The sequence below is a fragment of the Mailhella massiliensis genome (assembly GCF_020741395.1).
GTDB classification, from domain to species: Bacteria; Desulfobacterota; Desulfovibrionia; order Desulfovibrionales; family Desulfovibrionaceae; genus Mailhella; species Mailhella massiliensis_A.
Map to the genome: position 1 here is coordinate 1 of NZ_DYZA01000055.1, position 19,722 is coordinate 19,722.

The 19,722-nt window shown below is 58.7% G+C and carries 18 protein-coding genes; 3 read left to right on the forward strand and 15 right to left on the reverse strand.

From position 1 onward, the window contains the following. Positions 1-111 precede the first annotated feature (111 nt). Positions 112-594, reverse strand: a complete 483-nt coding sequence (locus tag K8W16_RS02860) for a hypothetical protein (protein WP_304120979.1) — start codon at positions 592-594, stop codon at positions 112-114. A gap of 79 nt (positions 595-673) precedes the next feature. Next, positions 674-2,707, reverse strand: a complete 2,034-nt coding sequence (locus tag K8W16_RS02865) for an FAD-dependent oxidoreductase (protein WP_304120981.1) — start codon at positions 2,705-2,707, stop codon at positions 674-676. A gap of 249 nt (positions 2,708-2,956) precedes the next feature. On the opposite strand from K8W16_RS02865, the gene K8W16_RS02870 reads away from it, so the two are divergent. Further along, positions 2,957-3,880, forward strand: coding sequence for a LysR family transcriptional regulator (locus tag K8W16_RS02870; RefSeq protein ID WP_304120983.1), 924 nt, complete (start codon positions 2,957-2,959; stop codon positions 3,878-3,880). Positions 3,881-4,107: 227 nt separating this feature from the next. Here the strand turns inward: K8W16_RS02870 and moaA are convergent, their stop codons facing one another. Genes moaA through K8W16_RS02905 form a run of 7 tightly spaced genes read right to left on the reverse strand, consistent with a single transcriptional unit; the run spans position 4,108 to position 9,965 of the window. Then, the gene (gene moaA / locus K8W16_RS02875) at positions 4,108-5,157 is read right to left on the reverse strand and encodes a GTP 3',8-cyclase MoaA (protein ID WP_304120985.1); all 1,050 of its coding nucleotides are present in this window, start codon (positions 5,155-5,157) and stop codon (positions 4,108-4,110) included. Positions 5,158-5,159: 2 nt separating this feature from the next. Beyond that, positions 5,160-6,197 carry a bifunctional molybdenum cofactor biosynthesis protein MoaC/MoaB gene (gene moaCB / locus K8W16_RS02880; protein WP_304120987.1) on the reverse strand — a complete coding sequence of 346 codons (1,038 nt, stop codon included), beginning with the start codon at positions 6,195-6,197 and terminating at the stop codon, positions 5,160-5,162. Positions 6,198-6,210: 13 nt separating this feature from the next. Continuing rightward, positions 6,211-6,666, reverse strand: coding sequence for an MOSC domain-containing protein (locus tag K8W16_RS02885; protein WP_304120989.1), 456 nt, complete (start codon positions 6,664-6,666; stop codon positions 6,211-6,213). A gap of 52 nt (positions 6,667-6,718) precedes the next feature. Next, positions 6,719-7,351 carry an ATP-binding cassette domain-containing protein gene (locus tag K8W16_RS02890; RefSeq protein ID WP_304120990.1) on the reverse strand — a complete coding sequence of 211 codons (633 nt, stop codon included), beginning with the start codon at positions 7,349-7,351 and terminating at the stop codon, positions 6,719-6,721. Then, positions 7,348-8,043, reverse strand: a complete 696-nt coding sequence (locus K8W16_RS02895; RefSeq protein ID WP_304120992.1) for an ABC transporter permease — start codon at positions 8,041-8,043, stop codon at positions 7,348-7,350. Before K8W16_RS02895 ends, K8W16_RS02890 begins: the two co-directional genes overlap by 4 nt. A gap of 50 nt (positions 8,044-8,093) precedes the next feature. After that, the gene (locus tag K8W16_RS02900) at positions 8,094-8,918 is read right to left on the reverse strand and encodes a substrate-binding domain-containing protein (RefSeq protein WP_304120994.1); all 825 of its coding nucleotides are present in this window, start codon (positions 8,916-8,918) and stop codon (positions 8,094-8,096) included. Between the two features lie 48 nt (positions 8,919-8,966). Then, positions 8,967-9,965, reverse strand: a complete 999-nt coding sequence (locus K8W16_RS02905) for a TOBE domain-containing protein (protein WP_304120996.1) — start codon at positions 9,963-9,965, stop codon at positions 8,967-8,969. 369 nt (positions 9,966-10,334) lie between these two features. Between K8W16_RS02905 and glp the strand changes: the two genes are divergently transcribed. Together glp and K8W16_RS02915 are read left to right on the forward strand one after the other, a co-directional pair. Next, positions 10,335-11,561, forward strand: coding sequence for a gephyrin-like molybdotransferase Glp (gene glp / locus K8W16_RS02910; RefSeq protein WP_304120998.1), 1,227 nt, complete (start codon positions 10,335-10,337; stop codon positions 11,559-11,561). Between the two features lie 199 nt (positions 11,562-11,760). Next, positions 11,761-13,716 carry a molybdopterin biosynthesis protein gene (locus K8W16_RS02915; protein WP_304121000.1) on the forward strand — a complete coding sequence of 652 codons (1,956 nt, stop codon included), beginning with the start codon at positions 11,761-11,763 and terminating at the stop codon, positions 13,714-13,716. A gap of 392 nt (positions 13,717-14,108) precedes the next feature. Here the strand turns inward: K8W16_RS02915 and K8W16_RS02920 are convergent, their stop codons facing one another. The 6 genes from K8W16_RS02920 to K8W16_RS02945 all read right to left on the reverse strand — a co-directional run bounded on the left by K8W16_RS02920 (position 14,109) and on the right by K8W16_RS02945 (position 18,846). Next, a complete protein-coding gene (locus tag K8W16_RS02920) occupies positions 14,109-14,462 on the reverse strand; it encodes a transposase (RefSeq protein ID WP_304121002.1) in 354 nt (117 codons plus the stop codon). A 14-nt stretch (positions 14,463-14,476) separates the two neighbouring features. Next, complete coding sequence (locus K8W16_RS02925) at positions 14,477-15,355, reverse strand: ThiF family adenylyltransferase (protein WP_304121003.1); 879 nt, start codon at positions 15,353-15,355, stop codon at positions 14,477-14,479. Then, a complete protein-coding gene (locus tag K8W16_RS02930) occupies positions 15,356-15,604 on the reverse strand; it encodes a MoaD/ThiS family protein (RefSeq protein WP_304121005.1) in 249 nt (82 codons plus the stop codon). Between the two features lie 46 nt (positions 15,605-15,650). Further along, positions 15,651-17,393, reverse strand: coding sequence for an aldehyde ferredoxin oxidoreductase C-terminal domain-containing protein (locus tag K8W16_RS02935; RefSeq protein WP_304121007.1), 1,743 nt, complete (start codon positions 17,391-17,393; stop codon positions 15,651-15,653). 249 nt (positions 17,394-17,642) lie between these two features. After that, the gene (locus tag K8W16_RS02940) at positions 17,643-18,203 is read right to left on the reverse strand and encodes a nitroreductase family protein (RefSeq protein WP_304121009.1); all 561 of its coding nucleotides are present in this window, start codon (positions 18,201-18,203) and stop codon (positions 17,643-17,645) included. 148 nt (positions 18,204-18,351) lie between these two features. Further along, positions 18,352-18,846, reverse strand: a complete 495-nt coding sequence (locus tag K8W16_RS02945) for a heme-binding protein (protein WP_304121010.1) — start codon at positions 18,844-18,846, stop codon at positions 18,352-18,354. Positions 18,847-19,722: the final 876 nt, after the last annotated feature.

The window sequence follows — 19,722 nt, forward strand, 5'->3', positions numbered from 1 at the left end:
AACGAGGAAAGTAGCGTTTGATACGAGCAATCTGTTCATGAGAAAGATAAAAAAGTTCCTTCATGGCATCCTCCCTATGCCGACAATAAGAACTTTTTACCCTTTTGGCAATTAATGAGTCCTGAGCCTAGTCATGATCTGCATGGATCCGCCGCCCCAGTAGCCGAGTACCTTGACGGAAGCCATTTCCTTCTGCAGCAGAGGAGAGGACTGGAGCATGCGCCAGGCCGTCACGCCCTGAGCTGTGGAGTTGCCCGTGATGAGGGGAAGAAGGAAGACGTCGTGCAGGGGGAAGCGGCCGGTGTTGCGCGCATGGTCTATGGCTCCCATGTCTATGGCGCCGCTTTCGATGGAGGTGACGATTTCATTGACCGGACAGATGGTATTGGGATTGAAATAGCGTATTTTTACCTGCCCGTTGGTAGCCTTTTCGATTTCCTTGAGCCAGGGCAGCAGGCCGTTGGCCACGCTGGGATGGGATTCAAAGTCCGACCCTGTGAAACGCAGGTTCCAGGTTTTCGCCTGGGATGGGGCGGGCATGGCAAGGCAGAGCGCCGCAGCGGCAGCCAGAGCAACGAGAAAACGCTTGTTCATAAAGGCCTCCGGTTTCTTGAAGTGAAGGGAAAGAGTCCGGGAGCGCCCCCTGCCGCGCGGCAGGGGGCGGGAAAAGCGATCAGAGCACCACAGCGGCGTCGAAGCCCGCGGCCGTGGCGTCGGACACTGTGCCGACCTTGCGGCAGTCGCCCACATGAAGGACGTCGAAAGCCAGGTCGTCAAAGCGGCGTGCCTCTTCGGAGAGCGGCTTCATGCCCGCGCAGATCACAACGGCTCCGGCCGGGACGCTGCGTTTTCCTTCAGGCGTTTCCACTACAAGGCCTTCGTCGTTGATTTCCAGGCAGCGCGAGGAGACGTGCGAGGTGATGTTCGGGTCGTTGTCCATGAGGTGCATGGTGTGGACGCGCTCGGTATAGATGCCGTCCGGAGCGAGGATGGGAGCCATTTCCACAATATCCACCGTATATCCGAGGTGAGAGAGCTGGAGTGCCACTTCGCAGCCCACCATGCCGCCGCCCACAATGGCAACGTGCCTGTCCCCGAGCGTTTCTTTTTCGTGGCCGAGGATATCCATTGCAGTGAACACATGAGGGGCGTCTATGCCGGGAATGGGAGGCAGCAGCGGCTGGGCGCCCACGGCCACGATGACGGCGTCGGGAGTCTCTGCAGCCACACGCTCGGGAGTGGCTTCCTCACCGAGATGCAGGCGGATGGCGGCCTTGCGCACCTGTATTTCCAGATAGCGGCGGTAGCGTTCCATATTATCGACCTTGAACCACATGGCAGGGGCGTAGGTGGAGAGCTGGCCGCCCAAGGTGTCGGACTTTTCAAAAAGCACTACCTCATGCCCGCGCGAAGCCGCCGTAATCGCGGCGTTCATGCCGGCGACGCCGCCGCCCACCACGACGACTTTCTTTCTGCCCTTGGCCGGAGGCAGGTCCAGGCGGCACTGACCGTTGCCGTGATACACATTTACAGCACACTCCGCGCGCCGCGTGGTGGTGGGGAATTCGTCGAAGATATCAGCAATGTTGTGAAGGCTGGTGTTGCGCTTGCCCAGGGGAATGTCCAGACAGTGCATGCAGCGGATGCAGGGGCGTATGTCCTCAGCCTTACCGCAACGTGCCTTGTTGGCCCAGTCGGGATCGGCGATCCATCCTCTGGCCATGAGCACATAGTCGGCCTTACCTTCGGCCAGGGCCTTTTCCGCGAATTCCGGCGTGTCGATGCCGCCCAGAGTACCGATGGGGATATGAATGTCGGGCGTGTTTTTCACTGTCGCCGCCAGGTGTACGTTGTGTCCTTCCTCAATGAAATGAGTGGGATGCATGATGGCCCGGCTGAACGGGACGAAGCGGTTGCCCGTGGAGATGTGGACAAGGCTGGCATAGTCCTGCAGCATGCGCACGTTTTCTATGGTGTCTTCTATCTGTATGCCTTCGGGCACACATTCATCGCCGCTCAGGCGGACTTCGATGAGGAAATCCTTGCCCACGACCTTGCGTACCTTTTCTATGACCATGAGCGGGAAGCGCATGCGGTTTTCCACGCTGCCGCCGTACTTGTCCGTTCTCTGGTTGAGAATGGGCGAGAGGAATCCGCCCATGAGCCAGCCGTGGCCGTAGTGGAGCAGTATCATGTCGAAGCCGGCGCGTTTGGCCATGTTGGCAGCCTTGCAGTAGATATGCGCCACATACTCCATGTCTTCCTCGGTCATGGCGCGCACATGTACTCCGCTCGGCATATTCATTTCCATGGCCGACATGGGGTCGCGGCCGTCGCCGAAGGCGGGCATGGCGAAATGTCCGCTGTGGTTGAACTCTATGGAAGTCTTGGCCCCGAAAATATGGCAGTATTCGTTATAGGTGTTGTAGGTCTTGAGACATTCCTCATCTATGATGTTCAGGTGGCTGTCGTGAGCCGCACTGTTGACCCTGTCGAGCAGGGATTCGCCGATATGCACGGCTCCGGCTCCGCCTTTGGCAAAGCCTCCATAATACCGGATGCCTTCCGGCGTCAGCAGGTTGTTCACTCCGGCGGAGAAAGGCGTGTGGGTCGGAGCGACGAAGATACGGTTTTTAAACGTGGCGTGTCCCACAGTCATGGGACTGAACAGGTGGGGGTAGAGCTGCTTGTAAACCGGGGAACTCATAGATATACTCTCCTTGCTGAAAAAGGCGGGATGCCCGGATCAGGCTTTTCCGGTATTGTTTATTTTGTAACAATGTCGGTGGGGCAGGCATAGAAGAGTAATGTTGTGACTATATACAGCTAAAAAGCTGTAACAAATATAATACATTGATATCATGTAGTTTTTATGTTTTTAATGAGGAGTTCGGTTCAAAAAAAATTTTTTGAGAAATTTTTCCCGTCTTGAATAAGGAAAAGGGCGGCGTTCGGAATGACGATACGGCAATTCAAGTATTTTCTGAAAATCGTACGCTGCGGCTCCATCAACAAGGCCGCGCTTCAGCTCAACATCACCCAGCAGTCGCTGCTTGCCTCCATGAATTCCTTGGAAAAAAGCCTGGGGTTTTCCGTATTCAGCCGGTCGAAATCCGGGGTAAGCCTCACCCCGAGGGGGCAGGCCATTCTGGATGATGTGCAGAGTATAGTGGATACCTGTGCCGGATGGGCTCAGTTCATGGATGATGACAGCGCTGCCAGGCTGCCTATACGGATTGCCGGCACAAGCTCCATGATCAATCTCATTCTGGGCAAGGCGGTTCTGTATCTTAAGGAGAAATATCCTACGGTGGCTATTGAGCTGCATGAGCGCAAGAAGGATGATCTCATGCAGATGGTGCTCGAGGATTCTATGATCGGGCTTTGCGGGGCTCTTCCGCCGGAAGAACTGGAAGGACGTCGACTTATTCTGGAAAAGAATGGCATGCGGATAGAGGTGATGGGGGAGGACGATTACGCGGTCATAGTCAACAGCCGCCACCCTCTGGCCCTGCGGAATACCCTGAAGAAGGCGGAACTCGGGCAGTTTACTGCGGCTCTTTACCCTCACGACGACCACAAGTTCTTTTACAGCGGAATTTATCAGTATTTTTCCAGTGAGCATGCGCCGTACTACGGTTCCAAACAGGAGAGCCTTTTAAACATCATTCTGCGCGACGCCACGGTGGCCGCCGTGTTTCCCGTCAGCGTCGCACGCAACCCCAATGTTCCTCCGGGCAGCCTGAAAGGCATGTTTGTGGAAGACTGCCCCATGCCCGGCCTGAACTGCCTTGTCTATCCTCAGGAAGACCGGCTTTCCCCCGTGGAAAAGGCCATTCTGGAAAGTTTCCGGGAAGTGTATCGGAAGGAGCAGTTGTAGGCTCATGCGGCGCAGAAGCGACACATTGAAAGGCGGCATGCGCCTGTGTCGCTCAGAGATCCGTCGTCGGCCGCTTTTTCCTGCCCTTAGCGGGAGGGGTGTCCCGATGCCTGAAGTTTCCCGGAGAAATGCTGAGCAGGGAAGCGCCTTGGGGCATGGATATTGTCCGTAAGAAAGGCTCCCGCCCTGTGGCGGGAGCCTTTCCCGGCATGTGATCGGAAAGAAGCCTATCCGCCTATGGCGGACATTCTTTTGTGGGCCACGGGGCCGTGGCTGGCGGCAAGGATTTCCGCCCCCACGGGCTTGCGCGCCACTGCGTCCAGCATGATGCGGCGCACTTCGTCAAGGCCTTTTTCGCGCAGCGCTTCGCGGATGGGGTACTCCCTGTCGTCGAAAAGGCAGGTACGGAGGTTCCCTTCCGCCGTAAGACGCAGCCGGTTGCAGGAGCGGCAGAAGCTCTGCGTGACGGAGGTGATGAGCCCGAAGCTGCCCCGGGATACCGTGCCCTCGTTTGCTTTGAGCTTCCACAGCTTGGCAGGGCCGAGTTCCTCGGCCGTGTTTCCTTCGCTTTTTTCCCCGTCCTTGCGGCGCAGGGCCACAGGTTCCAGATTCCAGTGTCTGCGGGCCTCCTCCAGAATATCGGCCGCACTCCAGAACAGGTTTTTCGACCAGATGGTGGCGTCGCCCATGGGCATGAATTCGATGAAGCGTACGTCCACCGGCCAATCCATGGCCAGGGAGGCAAGGGCCGGAAGCTCCACGTCGTTGACGCCGCGCATGGCCACGGCGTTGATTTTTAGGGGAATACCCATGTCCAGCATGCGATGCATGTTCTCAAGCACCGTGGGGAGCATGTCCCTGCCGGTAATGGAGGCATATTTTTCCCGGTCCATCGTATCCAGGGAAAGGTTGACCGAGACGCCCAGTTTTTTGAGCGTGTCCAGCGCCGGAGCAAGAAGCGTGCCGTTGGTGGTCAGCTTCAGGGCCGTATGCGGGAAGCGCTCGTGTATGTTGGTGAGGAAGTCCAGAAAACCCTTCCGGGCAAAGGGTTCCCCTCCCGTGAAGCGGAGCTTGTGTACGCCGAGTTCCACGGCAAGGCCGATGATCTTTTCTATTTCCTCAAAGCGCAGGATATTCTCATGGGGAATGAAGGGAATATCCTCGTCGCGGCAGTAGCGGCAGCAGAGGTTGCAGCGATCGGTCACGGAAATGCGCAGATAACGCACCGTTCTGCCGTGCTCGTCGGTGAGGAGGGCCTCTGCGTTCTGTTCCGGCATGGCTAGCTCCTTCCGCAGTCGCGCATATCGCCGTTGAGCTTGTCCAGCGCGTGAGGCAGCACGGGCAGAAGCGCGGCGAGGTTTTCCTGGGCTGCGCGAGAGCTTCCTGGCAGGGCAATGATCATGGAACGGCCCAGCGTACCCGCAAGGCAGCGGGAGAGCACGGCGTGGGGCGTGTGGTTCAGTCCTTCGGCGAACATAACCTGCTCAAAGCCGGGCAGACGGCGGTCAAGCAGGGGAAGCAGAGCTTCGGGTGTGACATCGCGCGGAGAGAGACCCGTGCCGCCGGTGGTGACGATGAGCCCCCAGCCGGAGGTTGCCAGGGTTTTGACCAGGGCGTGCAGGGCACGCGGATCGTCGGGCAGCAGGAAGAGCTGCGAATGCGCCGGAGACAGCACGGAGAGCATGTTGAGCAGAGCGGGGCCGCTCTTGTCTTCCCGTTCGCCGGCGTATCCCTTGTCCGAAAGAGTGATGCAGGCTACGGCAAGCCCTTCCCCCGTCCAGGCTTCAGGCGCAGGGCGCGGGGCGGGAATGGGGCTGTCCTCCACATCGAAAAGCATCGGGTCGTCGGTCTTGAAGAGGCCGCTTTTGCCGCCGGATTTCAGGATGAGGCGCACGTCTCTGATGACTACGTCCTTCTGCACGGCCTTGACCATGTCGTAAATGGTGGCAGCCGCCACCTGAGCGGCGATGATAGCCTCCATCTCCACACCGGTACGTCCGGTAGTGCTGGCCGAGGCTTCAAGCAGCACGGAGGGAGGTTCGTCCTGCACCCTGAAGCGTACGTCGGCATGGGTGAGAGCGAGGGGGTGGCACATGGGAATGAGTTCGGAGGTGCGCTTTGCCGCCATGATGCCCGCCACCTGGGCCACGGTGAGTACGTCGCCCTTGGGCAGGGCCTTCGCCTTGAGAAGTTCCAGCGTATGGGCGTTCAGCTCCACCACGGCCCGGGCTATGGCCGTGCGCTTCGTTTCGGATTTCGCGCCTACGTCCACCATGCGGGGTGCGCCGGAGGCGTCGAGATGGGAGAATTCAGACATGGGGGCCTCGGCGTCACGCGGTGGGAAGGACCTGGGGGCGGAAGCTTATGCGGAAGCTGTCGCCGGGCTTGACCAAGCCGCCCTTGAGAACGCGGCAGAACACGCCGCGCCGGGGCATGATGCAGTCACCCACCTGCTGGCGTATGGCACAGCCCATGTGACATTCCTTGCCTATCTGGGTAAGCACAAGTTCAATGTCGTCGCCTATCATGAAGCGGGTACCGAGCGGGCAGGTGTGGAGCTCCACGCCTTCGGTGGTGATGTTTTCGGCAAAGTCCCCGGGGTGCACGTCGGCTCCCATGGAGCGCATGTATTCAATGTCTTCCACGGCAAGCAGGCTGAGCTGGCGATGCGTGCCGTCGGCGTGTATGTCACCCTCCACGCCGTGATTGGCCACAAGCGTCACCTGCGGCTGGTTGATTTTCTTTTCGCCCTTGCGGGAACTGGTGGATACGGCAACGATACGCATGATGTTCTCCAGACCTTATGAATACGTTTTGTTTCCGGGTGAAGCTGCGGTCTCAGGACTTTTTGCCGACGATGGCAATTTCCCGCGCATCCAGGGCGGCAGGAATGTCCCTGTCGTGCGTGGCGCATACGACGCTCACTTCTCTTTCGTGCAGAGTACGCACAACATTCAGTATGGCTTTTTCGCTCGCTTCGTCAACATTGGAAGTGGGTTCGTCGAGAAGAAGTACGGAAGGGGAAAGAATAAGCCGGGAGGCGAGGGCGATGCGTTGTCTCTCCCCGCCGGAGAGGGCTCCAGGCCCTCGGGAAGCCATGCTTTCCGGGTCTGCGAAGCCCACAGCCAGCATGCTTTCCCTGTAGCCTTCGCGCATTTTTTTCTCGCTTGCTCCGCGCAGGCGCAGCCCGAGCGTCACGTTCCAGTACACGGATGCCTTCATGAGATACGGCTCCTGAAGAAGAAGCGTGACTTCCCGGCGCGGGTCGGCGGCGTCGCCGTGGTAGACGAGGCTGCCCGAGGTGGGCTTTTCCAGAAAGGCGAGAAGACGAAGCAGCGTGGATTTGCCGCTGCCGTTTCTTCCGGTGAGCACGACGGTTTCGCCTTTTTCCATGGAAAAGAAGGGCAGATAAAGGGCGGTCAGATCGCCGTAGCGCTTGCACAGATCGTGAGCTTCAAAAAGTGTTTTCATGCGCGCCCCATACGCCTGAACCAGGCCAGGAGAAAGTTGACCAGAAAGGCGATGAGCAGAAGCACGAGCCCGAGGGCGATGCCCTGGGCGAATTCCCCCTTGCTGGTTTCCAATGAGATGGCGGTAGTCATGGTGCGCGTGGAGTAGCGGATATTGCCGCCGAGCATCATAGCCACGCCCACTTCCGTCACCACACGGCCGAAAGCCGTGACGCAGACCATGCCGAGGTCGTAACGGATTTCCCGGATGGTGAGCAGGGCTACCTGAAGGGGCGAAGCCCCGAGCGTGAGCAGGGTTTCCCGACAACGTCCATCCAGGCTTTCCACAGCCTGGGCCGTCCAGGACACGATAATGGGCAGGGCCAGTATGCTCTGACCTATGACCATGCCGGGCAAGGTGAACAGAAGCCCGAACTGCCCGAGCGGCCCCCGGTAGGTGATGAACACATACACGATAAGGCCGATGAGCACGGTGGGGAAGGCCAGCAGCGTATCGGAAATGAGCCGAAGCGCCTTTTTGCCCGGAAATGAGGCGTAGCCGAGCAGAAAGCCCAGGGGCAGGCCCAGAACCATGGCGATGACAAGGGCGCAGCTTGTGGAGGAAAGCGTGGCCTGTATCGCCGAAAAAGTGGCGTCGTCCATATTGAGAAGAAGGCCGAGCGCCTTGTTCATGCCGTCGCTGAAATATCCCATGGATACCTGCCGAAGAAAGGGCGGGCCGGTCGCCCGGCCCGCATGAGGTGTTACTTGTCCGCGTTGGGGAAGAAGAGTTGCTTGCCTTCCAGCTTGTAGTCCTCGATGAGCTTCTGGGTTTCGGGCTTTACCCACCAGTCTTCAAACTGGCCGGCCAGATTCGATTTGACGTTGGGGCAGAGGGCGGGGTTCGTGGTGATCACGCTGTACTGGTTGAACAGAGCGGAGTCGCCCTCAACCACGATGGCAAGGGGGTTTGCGTCCCCCTGCTTGTTGTCGTACTTGATCCAGGTGCCGCGGTCGGTCAGAGCATAGGCGCCCTTTTCGGCGGCAATGGCCAGCGTGGCCATCATGCCCTGGCCCGCGGAAATGTAGAAGGATTCTTTGTCGGGGTTCAGGTTGGACTTCTTCCACAGCGCAAGTTCTGCGGAATGGGTGCCGGATTTGTCGCCGCGGCTCACAAAACCGGCCTTGGCGTCATAAATGGCCTTCAGCGCTTCGGCCGTGGTCTTTCCGGCTATCTTCGCAGGGTCGGCCTTGGGGCCGACGATGACGAAGTCGTTGTACATAATCTGGCGGCGGTCGATACCGTAGCCGTCTTCAATAAATTTCTTTTCCACATCGGGCGCGTGGACGAGCAGCACGTCGGCGTCGCAGTTCTTGGAGATTTCCAGAGCCTTGCCGGTGCCTACGGCTACCCATTTGAGTTCGATGCCCGTTTCCTTCTTGAAGGTGGGGACGAGGTATTCCAGCAGGCCGGAATCCTGAGTGCTGGTGGTGGTGGCCATCATCAGCGTGTCCTCCGCAGCCTGGACGGGTGCAACGCAGGAGAGAGCGAAGAGGGCGCCGAGAAGGGTTTTTCCGAAGTGATTCATGTGTGTGCTCCTTTGTCGAAAATGCGCCCCGGGAGGGGCGGTTGATGATCAGTCCGCCATGATGCGGACTCCCCGGGCGGGGAAGCTTATGTAGATCCGGCTGCCCGGCCGGAGCCTGAGCCTCGAAAGAGGCGCGCTTTCCTGTACTGCGTTCATGCGGGTTCCGTCGGGCAGTTCCAGAATGAGGAAGCTTTCCACCGTGTCTTCGTGCAGGGAAACGACCGTCGCCCTCACAGGGCCCTGGAGGCTTCCCGTTTCCTTTTCAGTGGAGAGAACGATGCGTTCCGGGTCTATGGCGACGGTGACGACCTGGTTGAGGTGCGGTGCCGTATCCATGAACTCACGCATGTCGCAAAGGGCCGTGATGACGAGGTCGGAAAAGGTGGTGACTTCTATGCTGGCGGCCCTCATACCCGTTTTTATGTCGGTGATGATGCCGATGAAGGAGTTGTCTTTTTCCTCTTCTTTCGTCAGCCTGCCGGCGGTACTGCTGCGTACTATGTTCTTCGCTTCCCCTCCGGCGAACTGAAGAAATTCGGCTACCTGTGCGGTTTTCTGCTGCCCCAGGAAGGCCTGCACCACGTTGAAGGGTACATGAAGCCTGAGAAGCTCCAGCCCCCTTGCGTAGCGTATGGCCCGCGGCCCGGCCATGCCCGGGGAAAGCCCGAGCCCCTGAGCAACGGCATAGAATTTCTTGCGCACGAATCCCTGATCAAAATGCAGGAAGGAAGAGTCTTCCGCTTCGGGCAGGCTCAGGATGCGCCGGATATGTTTCATGCAGGAGAGTGGAAGCAATATATCGCGGCTTCCGGGGGCGGGGACGCGTACCATACCCGTCACTGTGTCAATGGCGGTACGGGCGTCCAGCCCCAGAACCTCCCCGAGGCGCAGCCCTCCGTAGCGGATGAGCAGGAACAAAAGATGCAGGCGCGCACGGACGATTTTTTTCGCCGTGGTCGTCGCTTCCGCCTCCCATGCCTCCCAGCGCAGCGTAAGCTGCTCCAGCATGGCTTTATCCAGATGTTCCTGTTCCAAAGTATGCTTCACCGTTCTTCTGCCCCTCCCTTCATCCATAAGGCAGTGCGGCACATGCCTGGAGGGAGGGAATACATAAAAATCATGGTTCAGGAATTATGAAATACACCTGCGCTGCCATGTTACAATATTATCGAACAAAACTTCTCATTTCACATTACCATAAAATTTCCCGCAGGGCAATGCGGCAAGGAGGACATAAGGGCTACAAAAGGCTTTTTATTTCAAAATTATCATCCTTCATATCGGGATAACAGGTAAAAAAAGATGCCCAAGAATGCATGACGGAAAAGTTGCATGGGAAGGGGGGAGGGAATATCGTTGCTTTTTTCTCTAAAAACTATAGTGTTGAGAAATACCATGTTATACACAGGAGACGGCATGAAGTCCTTTCTTACCCTGAAATCGGTGGACGAGGTCGTATCGCTCGTCGAAAACAGTGCGCCTCTACCCGCGGAGAGCGTTCCTCTTGATGACTGTGCGGGGCGCTATCTTGCCGGCGATATGTTTTCTCCCGAGGATCTGCCGGGTTTTGCCCGCTCCACGGTGGACGGGTATGCCGTGCGTGCACGGGATGTGTTCGGTGCGCAGGAAGGTTCTCCCGCGCTTTTGGAGTATGTGGGAGACTGTCCCATGGGCAGAGCGCCGAATATTTCGCTCAAGGAAGGGCAGACGGCCCGTATCCTGACGGGGGGGATGCTTCCCGAAGGAGCGGACTGTGTAGTCATGGTGGAATATTCCCGCCCTGCCGGAGAGAGGTTGGTGGAACTCATCCGTTCCCAGGCGCCGGGCGACCATGTGCTGGAGCGCGATGAAGATGCCTCGGCCGGAAGCGTGCTTCTTCCCGCCGGTACGCGTTTGCGCCCCCAGGAAATCGGGCTTCTCGCCGCCCTCGGGCAATGTTCCGTGCCCGTTGCACGCAGGCCCCGGGTGTCCATACTTTCTACCGGGGACGAGGTTGTACCCTTCACGCAGAAGCCCGCACCCGGCCAGGTGAGAGATGTGAATTCCCATTCTCTCGCCGCGCTTTGCCGGAACGCCGGGGCGGAGGTGCGCATGGAAGGGCTGGTACGCGATGATGTTGAGGCTCTGGAAGCTGCCGTGCGCGATGCGCTCTCCCGCGCCGACGTAGTGCTGCTTTCCGGAGGTTCCTCCGCAGGCATGCGCGACCACACCGTGGATATTTTCCGCTCCATGCCGGGAGGAGAAATCCTGGCGCACGGTGTGGCCATAAGCCCCGGCAAACCTTTCATCCTCGCCCGTTCGGGAGCTGTCTGGCTCATGGGGCTGCCCGGCCATGTGTCGAGCGCCCTTGTCTGTGCCCGGGTGTTTCTTCTGCCTTTGCTTCGTCGCCTTCAGGGCGGCAGGGAGAATGTGGAGCCCTGCGTCACGGCGGTTCTTTCCCGCGCCGTGGCTTCTGCACAGGGCCGGAGGGACTATATCCGCGTGCGACTTTCACGTACAGAGCGCGGATGGGAGGCGGATCCCGTCACAGCGCCTTCTGGCCTGATTTCCGGCCTGGTTTCTGCCGACGCGCTGGTAATCTGCCCGGAAAACAGCGAAGGGCTGTACGCGGGCCAGGAAGTATCCGCGTTTCTTCTGGAGTAGTGTCCCGGGGCTGTGCGGCTGCGGCGTTCTGCTCATGCCGTGCTCCCGGGAAAGCCGCAGGCATTTCATCCGCATGTTTTTATCATGGTGTTTTTCTTCCTCTGTCCGCTCATGAAGGGGTGGCGGGGAGAAAAGAGCGGCAGACTGCGTGCGCTTTTTTTTGAGACTGAGGCGCGGGTCCGCGCCGAAAGAGGTTGTTATGGCAAGGCACACCTACCTTACGATGATGGCTCCCGGAGAAGCCCGGGAGCTCTGGTTTTCCCGTATCGACGCGCTGGGAGAAGCGTTGGAGGAGAGCGTTCCTCTTTCCTCCGCTCTGCACCGTGTGCTTTCCCGACCTGTGGAGGCGCTGCGCTCCTCCCCGGCCTTCCATGGTGCGGCTATGGACGGCATTGCCGTGAAGGCAGAGGATACCTTTACGGCGTCCACGCGCAGGCCGCTGCGTCTGGAAATAGGCAGGAATGCTTTCTGGATCAATACCGGTCATCCTCTGCCTGAGGGGTGCAACTCCGTCATCATGGTGGAGCATGTAAACCTGGAAGAGGGCGGGAAAACTGTCGTTATTGAAAAGGCGGCTTTTCCCTGGCAGCATGTGCGCAAGCTCGGGGAAGACATGGTGGCTACGGAAATCATCCTGGCTCCCGGAGTGGTTATCGGGCCGTATGAGATGGGAGCTCTGGCGGCCGGGGGCGTGACGCATCCTGTAGTATTCAGGAAGCCGAAGGTGGCCATTATCCCCAGCGGTTCGGAAATTGTGGCGCTTGATGAGGCGAAAGAAGAGGATCTTCGGGCCGGAAGGGCGCTTCCCGAATTCAACTCCCTCATCTTTTCCGCCATGATAGAGGAAGCCGGAGGCGAGGCCCGAGTATTCCCCGTCGTGCCGGACGATCCTGACCGCATCCGTGAGTCCGTGCGCCTTGCCGTGGAGGAAGGGGCCGATCTTGTGGTGCTGAACGCCGGTTCCTCGGCAGGCAGCCATGACTACACGGCCGATGTCATTGCCTCCATGGGAGAGCTTCTGGTGCACGGTGTGGCCGTCATGCCGGGCAAGCCCACGGCCCTCGGCGTGGTGGAGGCCTGCGGACGCCGGGTACCTGTGGCGGGTACGCCGGGATACCCTGTTTCCGCCATTGTGGCCATGGAAGAATTTGTGCTTCCCCTTCTTGCCCGTCGTCTGAAGCGGAGCATGATCCGCCGGGAAAGCCTTGAGGTGGTGCCCTGCAATCCCATCCCCTCGCGCCCGGGCATGGAAGAGCGCGTCCGCGTAAAGCTCGGCATGGTGGAGGGCACCTGTTTTGCCGTGCCTCTGCCCCGGGGGGCGGGCACGGTGACCAGCCTTTCCCGTGCGGATGCCGTTATTCCCATCGAGAGGGACAGGGAGGGGCTCAATGCGGGAGAGTGCGTACGCGCGGAGCTTTTCCGTTCCCGTGAGCAGATAGAAGGCGCTCTGCTTGCCGTGGGAAGTCATGACAATACGCTGGATCTCATCGACAGCATGCTCAGGAAAAGCCACCCGGGCTTCCGCCTTACCTCGGCGCATGTAGGTTCCCTCGGGGGGCTTCTTGCCCTCAGCCGCGGGCAGTGCCACCTTGCGGGGAGCCATTTGCTTGATGAGGAGACGGGCATCTACAACCAGAGAGCCATGCGCGAACATCTGAAGGGCGTTCCTTCCCTGCTGGTGCAGCTGGTGGAGCGGGAGCAGGGCATCATGGTCATGCCCGGCAACCCCAAGGACGTCGTATCCTTTGAGGATCTGTGCCGGGAGGACGTTCGTTTCATCAACCGCCAGAGGGGCAGCGGTACCCGCGTGCTTCTGGATTATGAGCTGAAAAAGCGCGGTCTTTCCCCCGCCCGCATACAGGGCTACAGGGACGAGGAATACACGCACATGAACGTGGCGGCGGCCGTGCTCTCCGGCAGGGCCGACGCGGGACTCGGCGTACGCTCTGCGGCGGCTGCGCTGGGACTGGAATTCCTGTCCGTGGGCGTGGAGGAGTATGATCTCGTCATTCCCTGCCGCTATGCGGAAGAGGAGAGAATACTTGCCCTGCTGGAGGTGATACGCTCCGAGGAGTTCAAAAAGAGCGTCGCGGCCATGGGCGGCTACGGCATTGCCCGCACCGGGGAAGTGATCTGGGAGTACGACGGAAAATAGGATGAAAAGCGTGCCTCCGCCTCCGGCGGGGGCCGTTGCCCGGCCGGGACGGCAGGGCCGGGAGCCCCGCAGCGTGGGCGGGCGGATATGTCCCTGTGCTGCGCTCTTTCAGCACGGGCCTTCGGCGTGAGGCAGGCCGGCTTTTCCGCACAGGGCGCCCGCTCTTTGCCTTGGCTTCCTGGCATGAGCGCTGCGACGTGCAGAAAGGGGAGCTTCCTCCGGGAGAGGGGATCTTGGCAGGGATTTCCTCTTCCCGGTTGCTGGGGGCAGCGCTTTGCCGCTGCGTCTGTTCAGCTCATTGTGGAAGTTCAGCATATCCGCCTGGGCGGGGCTCTCCTTGTGCCGGAAGCGTCCCCGCATGGAAAAAGGAAGCAGAACGGCGGCGGAGCGTTTCAGGCTTCCTCTTGGGAGGCCTTGTTTCCCGAGTACTTTTTCATGGCCAGGCTGCATTTGCCCTCCTTGATTTTTCTCGGGGTATTGGAGTGGTCTGAAATCTGTATACTGGCGGGCAGGCAGGATCGGATAATGTCGAAGGTGCCGTCTTTTTTCCAGGCAGTGAAGCGCCGCCATGCGGTGACGTAGCTGCCCATATCGCGTGGCAGGTCGCACCAGCGGCATCCCGTGGTCAGGACGTAAAGAACGGCCTCCAGCGTTTCCCTGTCGCTTTTGCGCGGGCGACCTACTTTTTTGCCCCGTGCGAGAAAGGGTTCTATGCGTCTCCATTGCTGATCGCTGATGAATGCCATGCCGTTTTCCTTTATTAAAAAGATGAGTCCCGTGTTGCCGGCCCACTTTTGAAGGTGAATGTTTCCAGCTCGGGAATGGAAATGTCGAAATGAAAAAGTTGCCCGTCGCCGTTTTTTTTGCCCCGGATACGGCGCATGAGCAGGGAAAGCATGAGGCAGGACGTGCCGGTGACGGTAAGAGCGTGGGCATCCATGGGCGTATGCTCCAGCGTTTGTTCCTCTCTTCCCTGGTAGAGCAGGGCGCAGGGCAGGGGAATATCCCTGTCGAACAGGGCAAAGCCCTCGCTTCTTGAAACTGCGCCGTGTACGCAGGGTATGCCCGTTTCCCAGGCTGCTTTTTCCAGCATTTTTTTCTTGGCCACGGAATCAAGGCAGTCGATGACTAGGTCCACCCGGTGGAGCAGGGGCGGGAGGTTTTGTTCATCCAGAGTCACGGCAAGGGCCTCGATATCCATGTAGGGGGCTATGTCCAGAAGACCGGCGCGGCATGCTTCCACCTTGGGTCGTCCCAAGGTTTTTTCCGTGCAGAAAGACTGTCTGTTGAGGTTGCTTTCCTCAAAAGCGTCCGGGTCGCAGAGTATGAGGCTCCCCGCGCCCATGCGTGCAAGAAGTTCTGCCGCCGTTCCGCCCAGCCCTCCACAGCCTGCGATGAGAATACGCAGGCTCATGAGCCGGGCGATATCTTCCGCTCTGAAGGAGCCTTTGCCGCGTACAAGGCGCAACGGCCAGATGTCCTGACGGAGAAGAGAGATCATGACTTCACGTTCGGAAAGTTGAATCTCTTTTGCCAGAAGGCGTATGCCTGCGGAACTGACGACCAGGCCGTCCCCTGCATATTGCAGAAAGGGAGCGAGCAGCAAAAGCAGGCGTTCGCGTCCGGGAAAAGCGCCCATCTAGCCGCCTCCCACGGGAGGAAAGAACGCCACGCGGTCGCCGTCGCGCACAAGGCTTTCAAGATCGCTCTGGCGGCTGTTGATCATGATGATGGTGATCTCTTCCGGCGGGATACCGATTCGCTGTGCCACATCTCCGGCCGCAAGGACGCTTTCGCCGTCTTTCAGCTCAAAGAGGAGGCCGCTTTCCGGGTCGTAGCCTGGGACAAGGTCGCGCAGGGTTGTGCTAAGTCTTATCTGTATGCTCATGGGCGGACAATCCCGCGCGCGGCCATGCCGCGCGCGGGGGGATCAACTATTTCTTGATCCAGTTGAATGTGGTCTGCAGTTCTTCGGGCGTGAAGTCGAAGGTCGTGTTGTGCGGCGCCACGGGTTCATCGCTGAAGAAGTCCGGCAGGTGGTCGGCGGCTTCCGTGATGCCCGCGCGGCGGTTGAAGTCGATTTCCGTGGACAGGATGCGCTGGCCCAGGGTGACGACGTCGTCGCCGGTGAGCTTCCAGCCGAACTTGGCATTGAGCATATCAACAATGGCAGCGAGCGCATCCGGTATGTCGAGGATGGCGAAGGCTGTAAACAGGCAGAGGCCTACACTGTCCACCGAAGCCGTGGCGATCTGAAGGTTGCGGGAAAGTTCGATCTGTCCTTCCTTCTTGAGCGGGTCAACCTTGCCGCCGCAGCTCAGGATATTGGCCGTGACGGAATAGCCTGCGGTGTGGTCGGCACCCATGGGGGTGGTGGCGTAGGTGACGCCCACGCCCTTAACGGCGCGGGGATCGTAGGCGGGAAGGCTCTGGCCCTTGACGCAGGGAACCCTTCTCACACCGAACACACGGCCCGTGGTGGCCGTGCCGCAGCCGATGATGCGGCCGAGGGGGGTGCCGTCGCTGATGCCCTGCATGGCTTCAAGCACTGCCTTGCCGTCCCCCAGGGGAATACCTCCGCCTGCCATGGCCACGCCCACTGCCACGCCCACATCAATGGTGTCCACCCCGAAGTCGTCGCACATGTGGTCGAAGGTGCAGATGAGGTCGAGGTCGCCGATATTGCTGTGGGGCCCGAAGCACCATAGGGTTTCATATTCCGGCCATTTACTCTTGAACTTGCCCCGGGCGTCGGGGAAAATGCCGCTGCAGCGGATGATGCAGCCGCTCATGCAGCCATGGGCTACGGAGCCTTCGCCGCCGCGTTCCTTGGTGAGCTGGTTCATGCGTTCGCCGGAAACGGCCTCGTGCTGTTCAAACTGGCCGACGGTGAAGTTCCTGGTGGGCAGGCCGCCGGCTTCATGCAGGATGTTGACAAGCACTGCGGTTCCGTATTCGGCAAGGCCCTTGCCCGTGATGGGGTGGCTGGTAAGCGCCTTGGCAAAGCGCTTGGATGCGGCCTTGAAGCCTTCTTCGTCCACGAGTGCGTGGTTCTTCCCGCCTTCGGGGTTGATGATGATGGCCTTGAGCCCTTTGGAGCCCATGACAGCACCCACGCCGCCGCGCCCGGCATGGCGTTGGGGGCGCAGTTCCCTGTCCGTAAAGGCTATGCTGGCGGCGGTGAGTTTGAATTCACCGGCCCTGCCGATGGTGATGTAGCTGCATTCCTTGCCGTAGTTTTCCACAAGTTTTGCCACGGTGTCGAAGTTGTTCAGTCCGGCCACGGTCGAGGGGACGAGCTTTGCGTCATCCTTGCTGACTTCAAGCTGCCACCATTCGCCTTCCGTGGCCATGTCTTCCACAATGATGGCGAGGATGCCGAGCTTGGCAAGGTGTCCGCCGGGCTGCCCGCCGGAGTTGGATTCCTTGATGCCTTCGGTGAGAGGGCTTTTGCAGCCTACGGAAATGCGGTTGGAGTTGGGGCTGTTGGTGGCTCCCAGAAGACCGGGAGCAAACACAAGCTTATTGTGGGGCCCGAGAGGCGTACAGAGGGGATTGACCTCGCGGGCGACGATGGTGGAAGTGAGGGCTCGGCCGCCGAGGCCGGCGTATTCTTCGGGTATGTCCTCAAAAATGCAGGCCTTGGTAGCCATGTTGACGCGCAGAAAACGAAACATGCCGTGCTCCTTGCTGGGTTCGCGGTGGCTTGTATTTGTCGAGAAGCTTCTTCAACGCGAACATAGTGCCCGGGAAGTTTTTTCGTCAAGAAAGAGGAAAAATAATCACGCTTTTAGCATTTGATGTCGGTTTCGTGATTCTCTGGCGGGAGCACGGACGAAGGGAGAAACCGGGCGGACGGCCATGAAGGAGGAACATGGCGGCGGGAAGACCGGAGCTTCCTGCACGCCGGCCCGGTTCCCGAGCTGTCAGTTCCAGGAGAAGAATACGGGGGGCTTTCTTGTGCAGGGAGGGACGGGTACCTTGGTGTGGCCCATGCTCAGCGTTGCCACGAGATGGAAGTGTTCGGGAACCTGATGAGCTGCCTTGAAGGCTGCATCGTCGAACAGAGCTTCGGCAAAGCCTATCCAGCAGCAGCCGATGCCTTCATCCTGTCCTGCGAGCATGATGTTGCCCGCCACCAGGGAACAATCGTACACATGCCAGTGGGAATTGGTGTCCCCGTAGATGATGAGCACCGTACCCGCATGATTGAAAATATGGTACTTGTCGCTTCGCAGCCAGGTTTCATACTGTGAGAACTGCGGGTAGTCTTCGAGGTTATCCAGCACCTTCTTTTTGATGCGTTCGGAAAGCTCGTCGATTTCCCGCCTGTCCTGAAGAGCCACAAAACCCCACGGTTCCATGCCCGAGCCTGTAGGAGCCTTGACTGCAAGGGAGACAAGTCTTTCAAGTTCTTCTTTCGTAACCGGTTCGTTCGTATAGCTGCGTATGCTGCGCCGCGTTGCAATGGCCTGAGTGATATCCATACATAGTCCTTGATGATGCGAAAGGAGAGCGCGAGGGAGGCCCTCCCTAACATATGTGGGAATGTAATGAAAAGGGCGGATACCGGAAGGCATCCGCCCGTGACGGTCGATAAGAAGCGCCGTATTTTAAGAGATGAGCGGTCTTCCGTTATTTGTTCAGTGCGGCAACGCCGGCCTTGGCTACGTTGGTGTCTTCCTGCACGGAGCCGCCGGAAACGCCTATGGCGCCGACGATGACGCCGTTCTTATCCTTCAGAAGTTCGCCACCACCGAAAATCACAAGGCCGTTGTTGGTGACTTCAATGCCGAACAGTTCGCCGCCGGGCTGCGCCGCAGCCCCGAGGTCGGCGCTGGACATGTTGAACATACGAGCGGTCTTCGCTTTCTTCATCGAAACATCGATGCTGCCGAGGAAAGCGCCGTCCATACGGCAGAACGCCTTGAGATTGCCGCCGGCGTCTACAACAGTGATATTCATGGGAACGCCCTGTTTTTTGGCGAAGGCAAGAGCTCCGTCGACGACTTTCTGGGCCTGTTCCATGGTCAGATCGCCGGGAAGCTGAAGTTTGCTGGTGTCGACAGCGGCGGAAGCGGGCACAACCATGGCGGCCAGAAGAGCACAGGTAAGAAGAATGCGACGCATGATACTGCTCCATGTTTTGCAAAAGGCGGGCCCTGATGAAAAACACCGGGCACGGACTTTCGGTTTCTTTTCTTATAGCCTAGTAGATAAGGCGTTTCAAGGGGCTTCATTGCATGTGCCCGCTATTTTTCCGCACACATGGGCAAGGAGGAGGGTGATGTTTCGCTGTTTTTCCCGAAAAGAAGGCATCATGATTTTCTGAGGAAAAACAGGGAAGATTCGTGTTATCCGTTCAAAGTTCCGCATTGTCTTGCGGGGTGTTTTTTCATTACGGAACGCTTCCGTCCATACCTGCTTCCATCCTCGGTCCCCTTGTGGGTGTTGCGTTCCGACCCGGAGGGGAGAGGACTCCGGCAGACAAGCGTCGATGACTGCCGTTTCTGAGGCAGGAGGGGCTGCGCACGGGCCTTGAAAGGGGACGCCGGTTAAAGAAGGCCGGGCGCATTATAGTAGGTATATCGCGGGATCTTCGGAAGACATGGACAAGGAGCGCAGAGAGAAAGCGCGGCGCCATTTGTACGGCGTTATCGGAGAAGTGCCGCCGGAGCATCCTAGTAAAGTCTCTGCGTGGGGCACACCGGATGCGGAAAGGGCGAGCAGGGGAACATTTTCGTGCGGCATGGGAGTGACAAGATGAAGAAGGAGAGCCTTCGGGGGAGAAGGGGAATAAGGTGCATCCAATTTTTGAAATAAAATATATATAATAATAACAATATATTATATATTATTATCTGTGCTGACCTGCATGTTAAATTCTTCTCCTGAAGAGGCTTTTCAGGATGGGAAGAAATAATTTTGAAATGGAATTTTGAAATCAAAATGACTAAGTTTGAGGCTTGTTTTTTTAGTAACGTGCTAATATGCCATCATTATTGA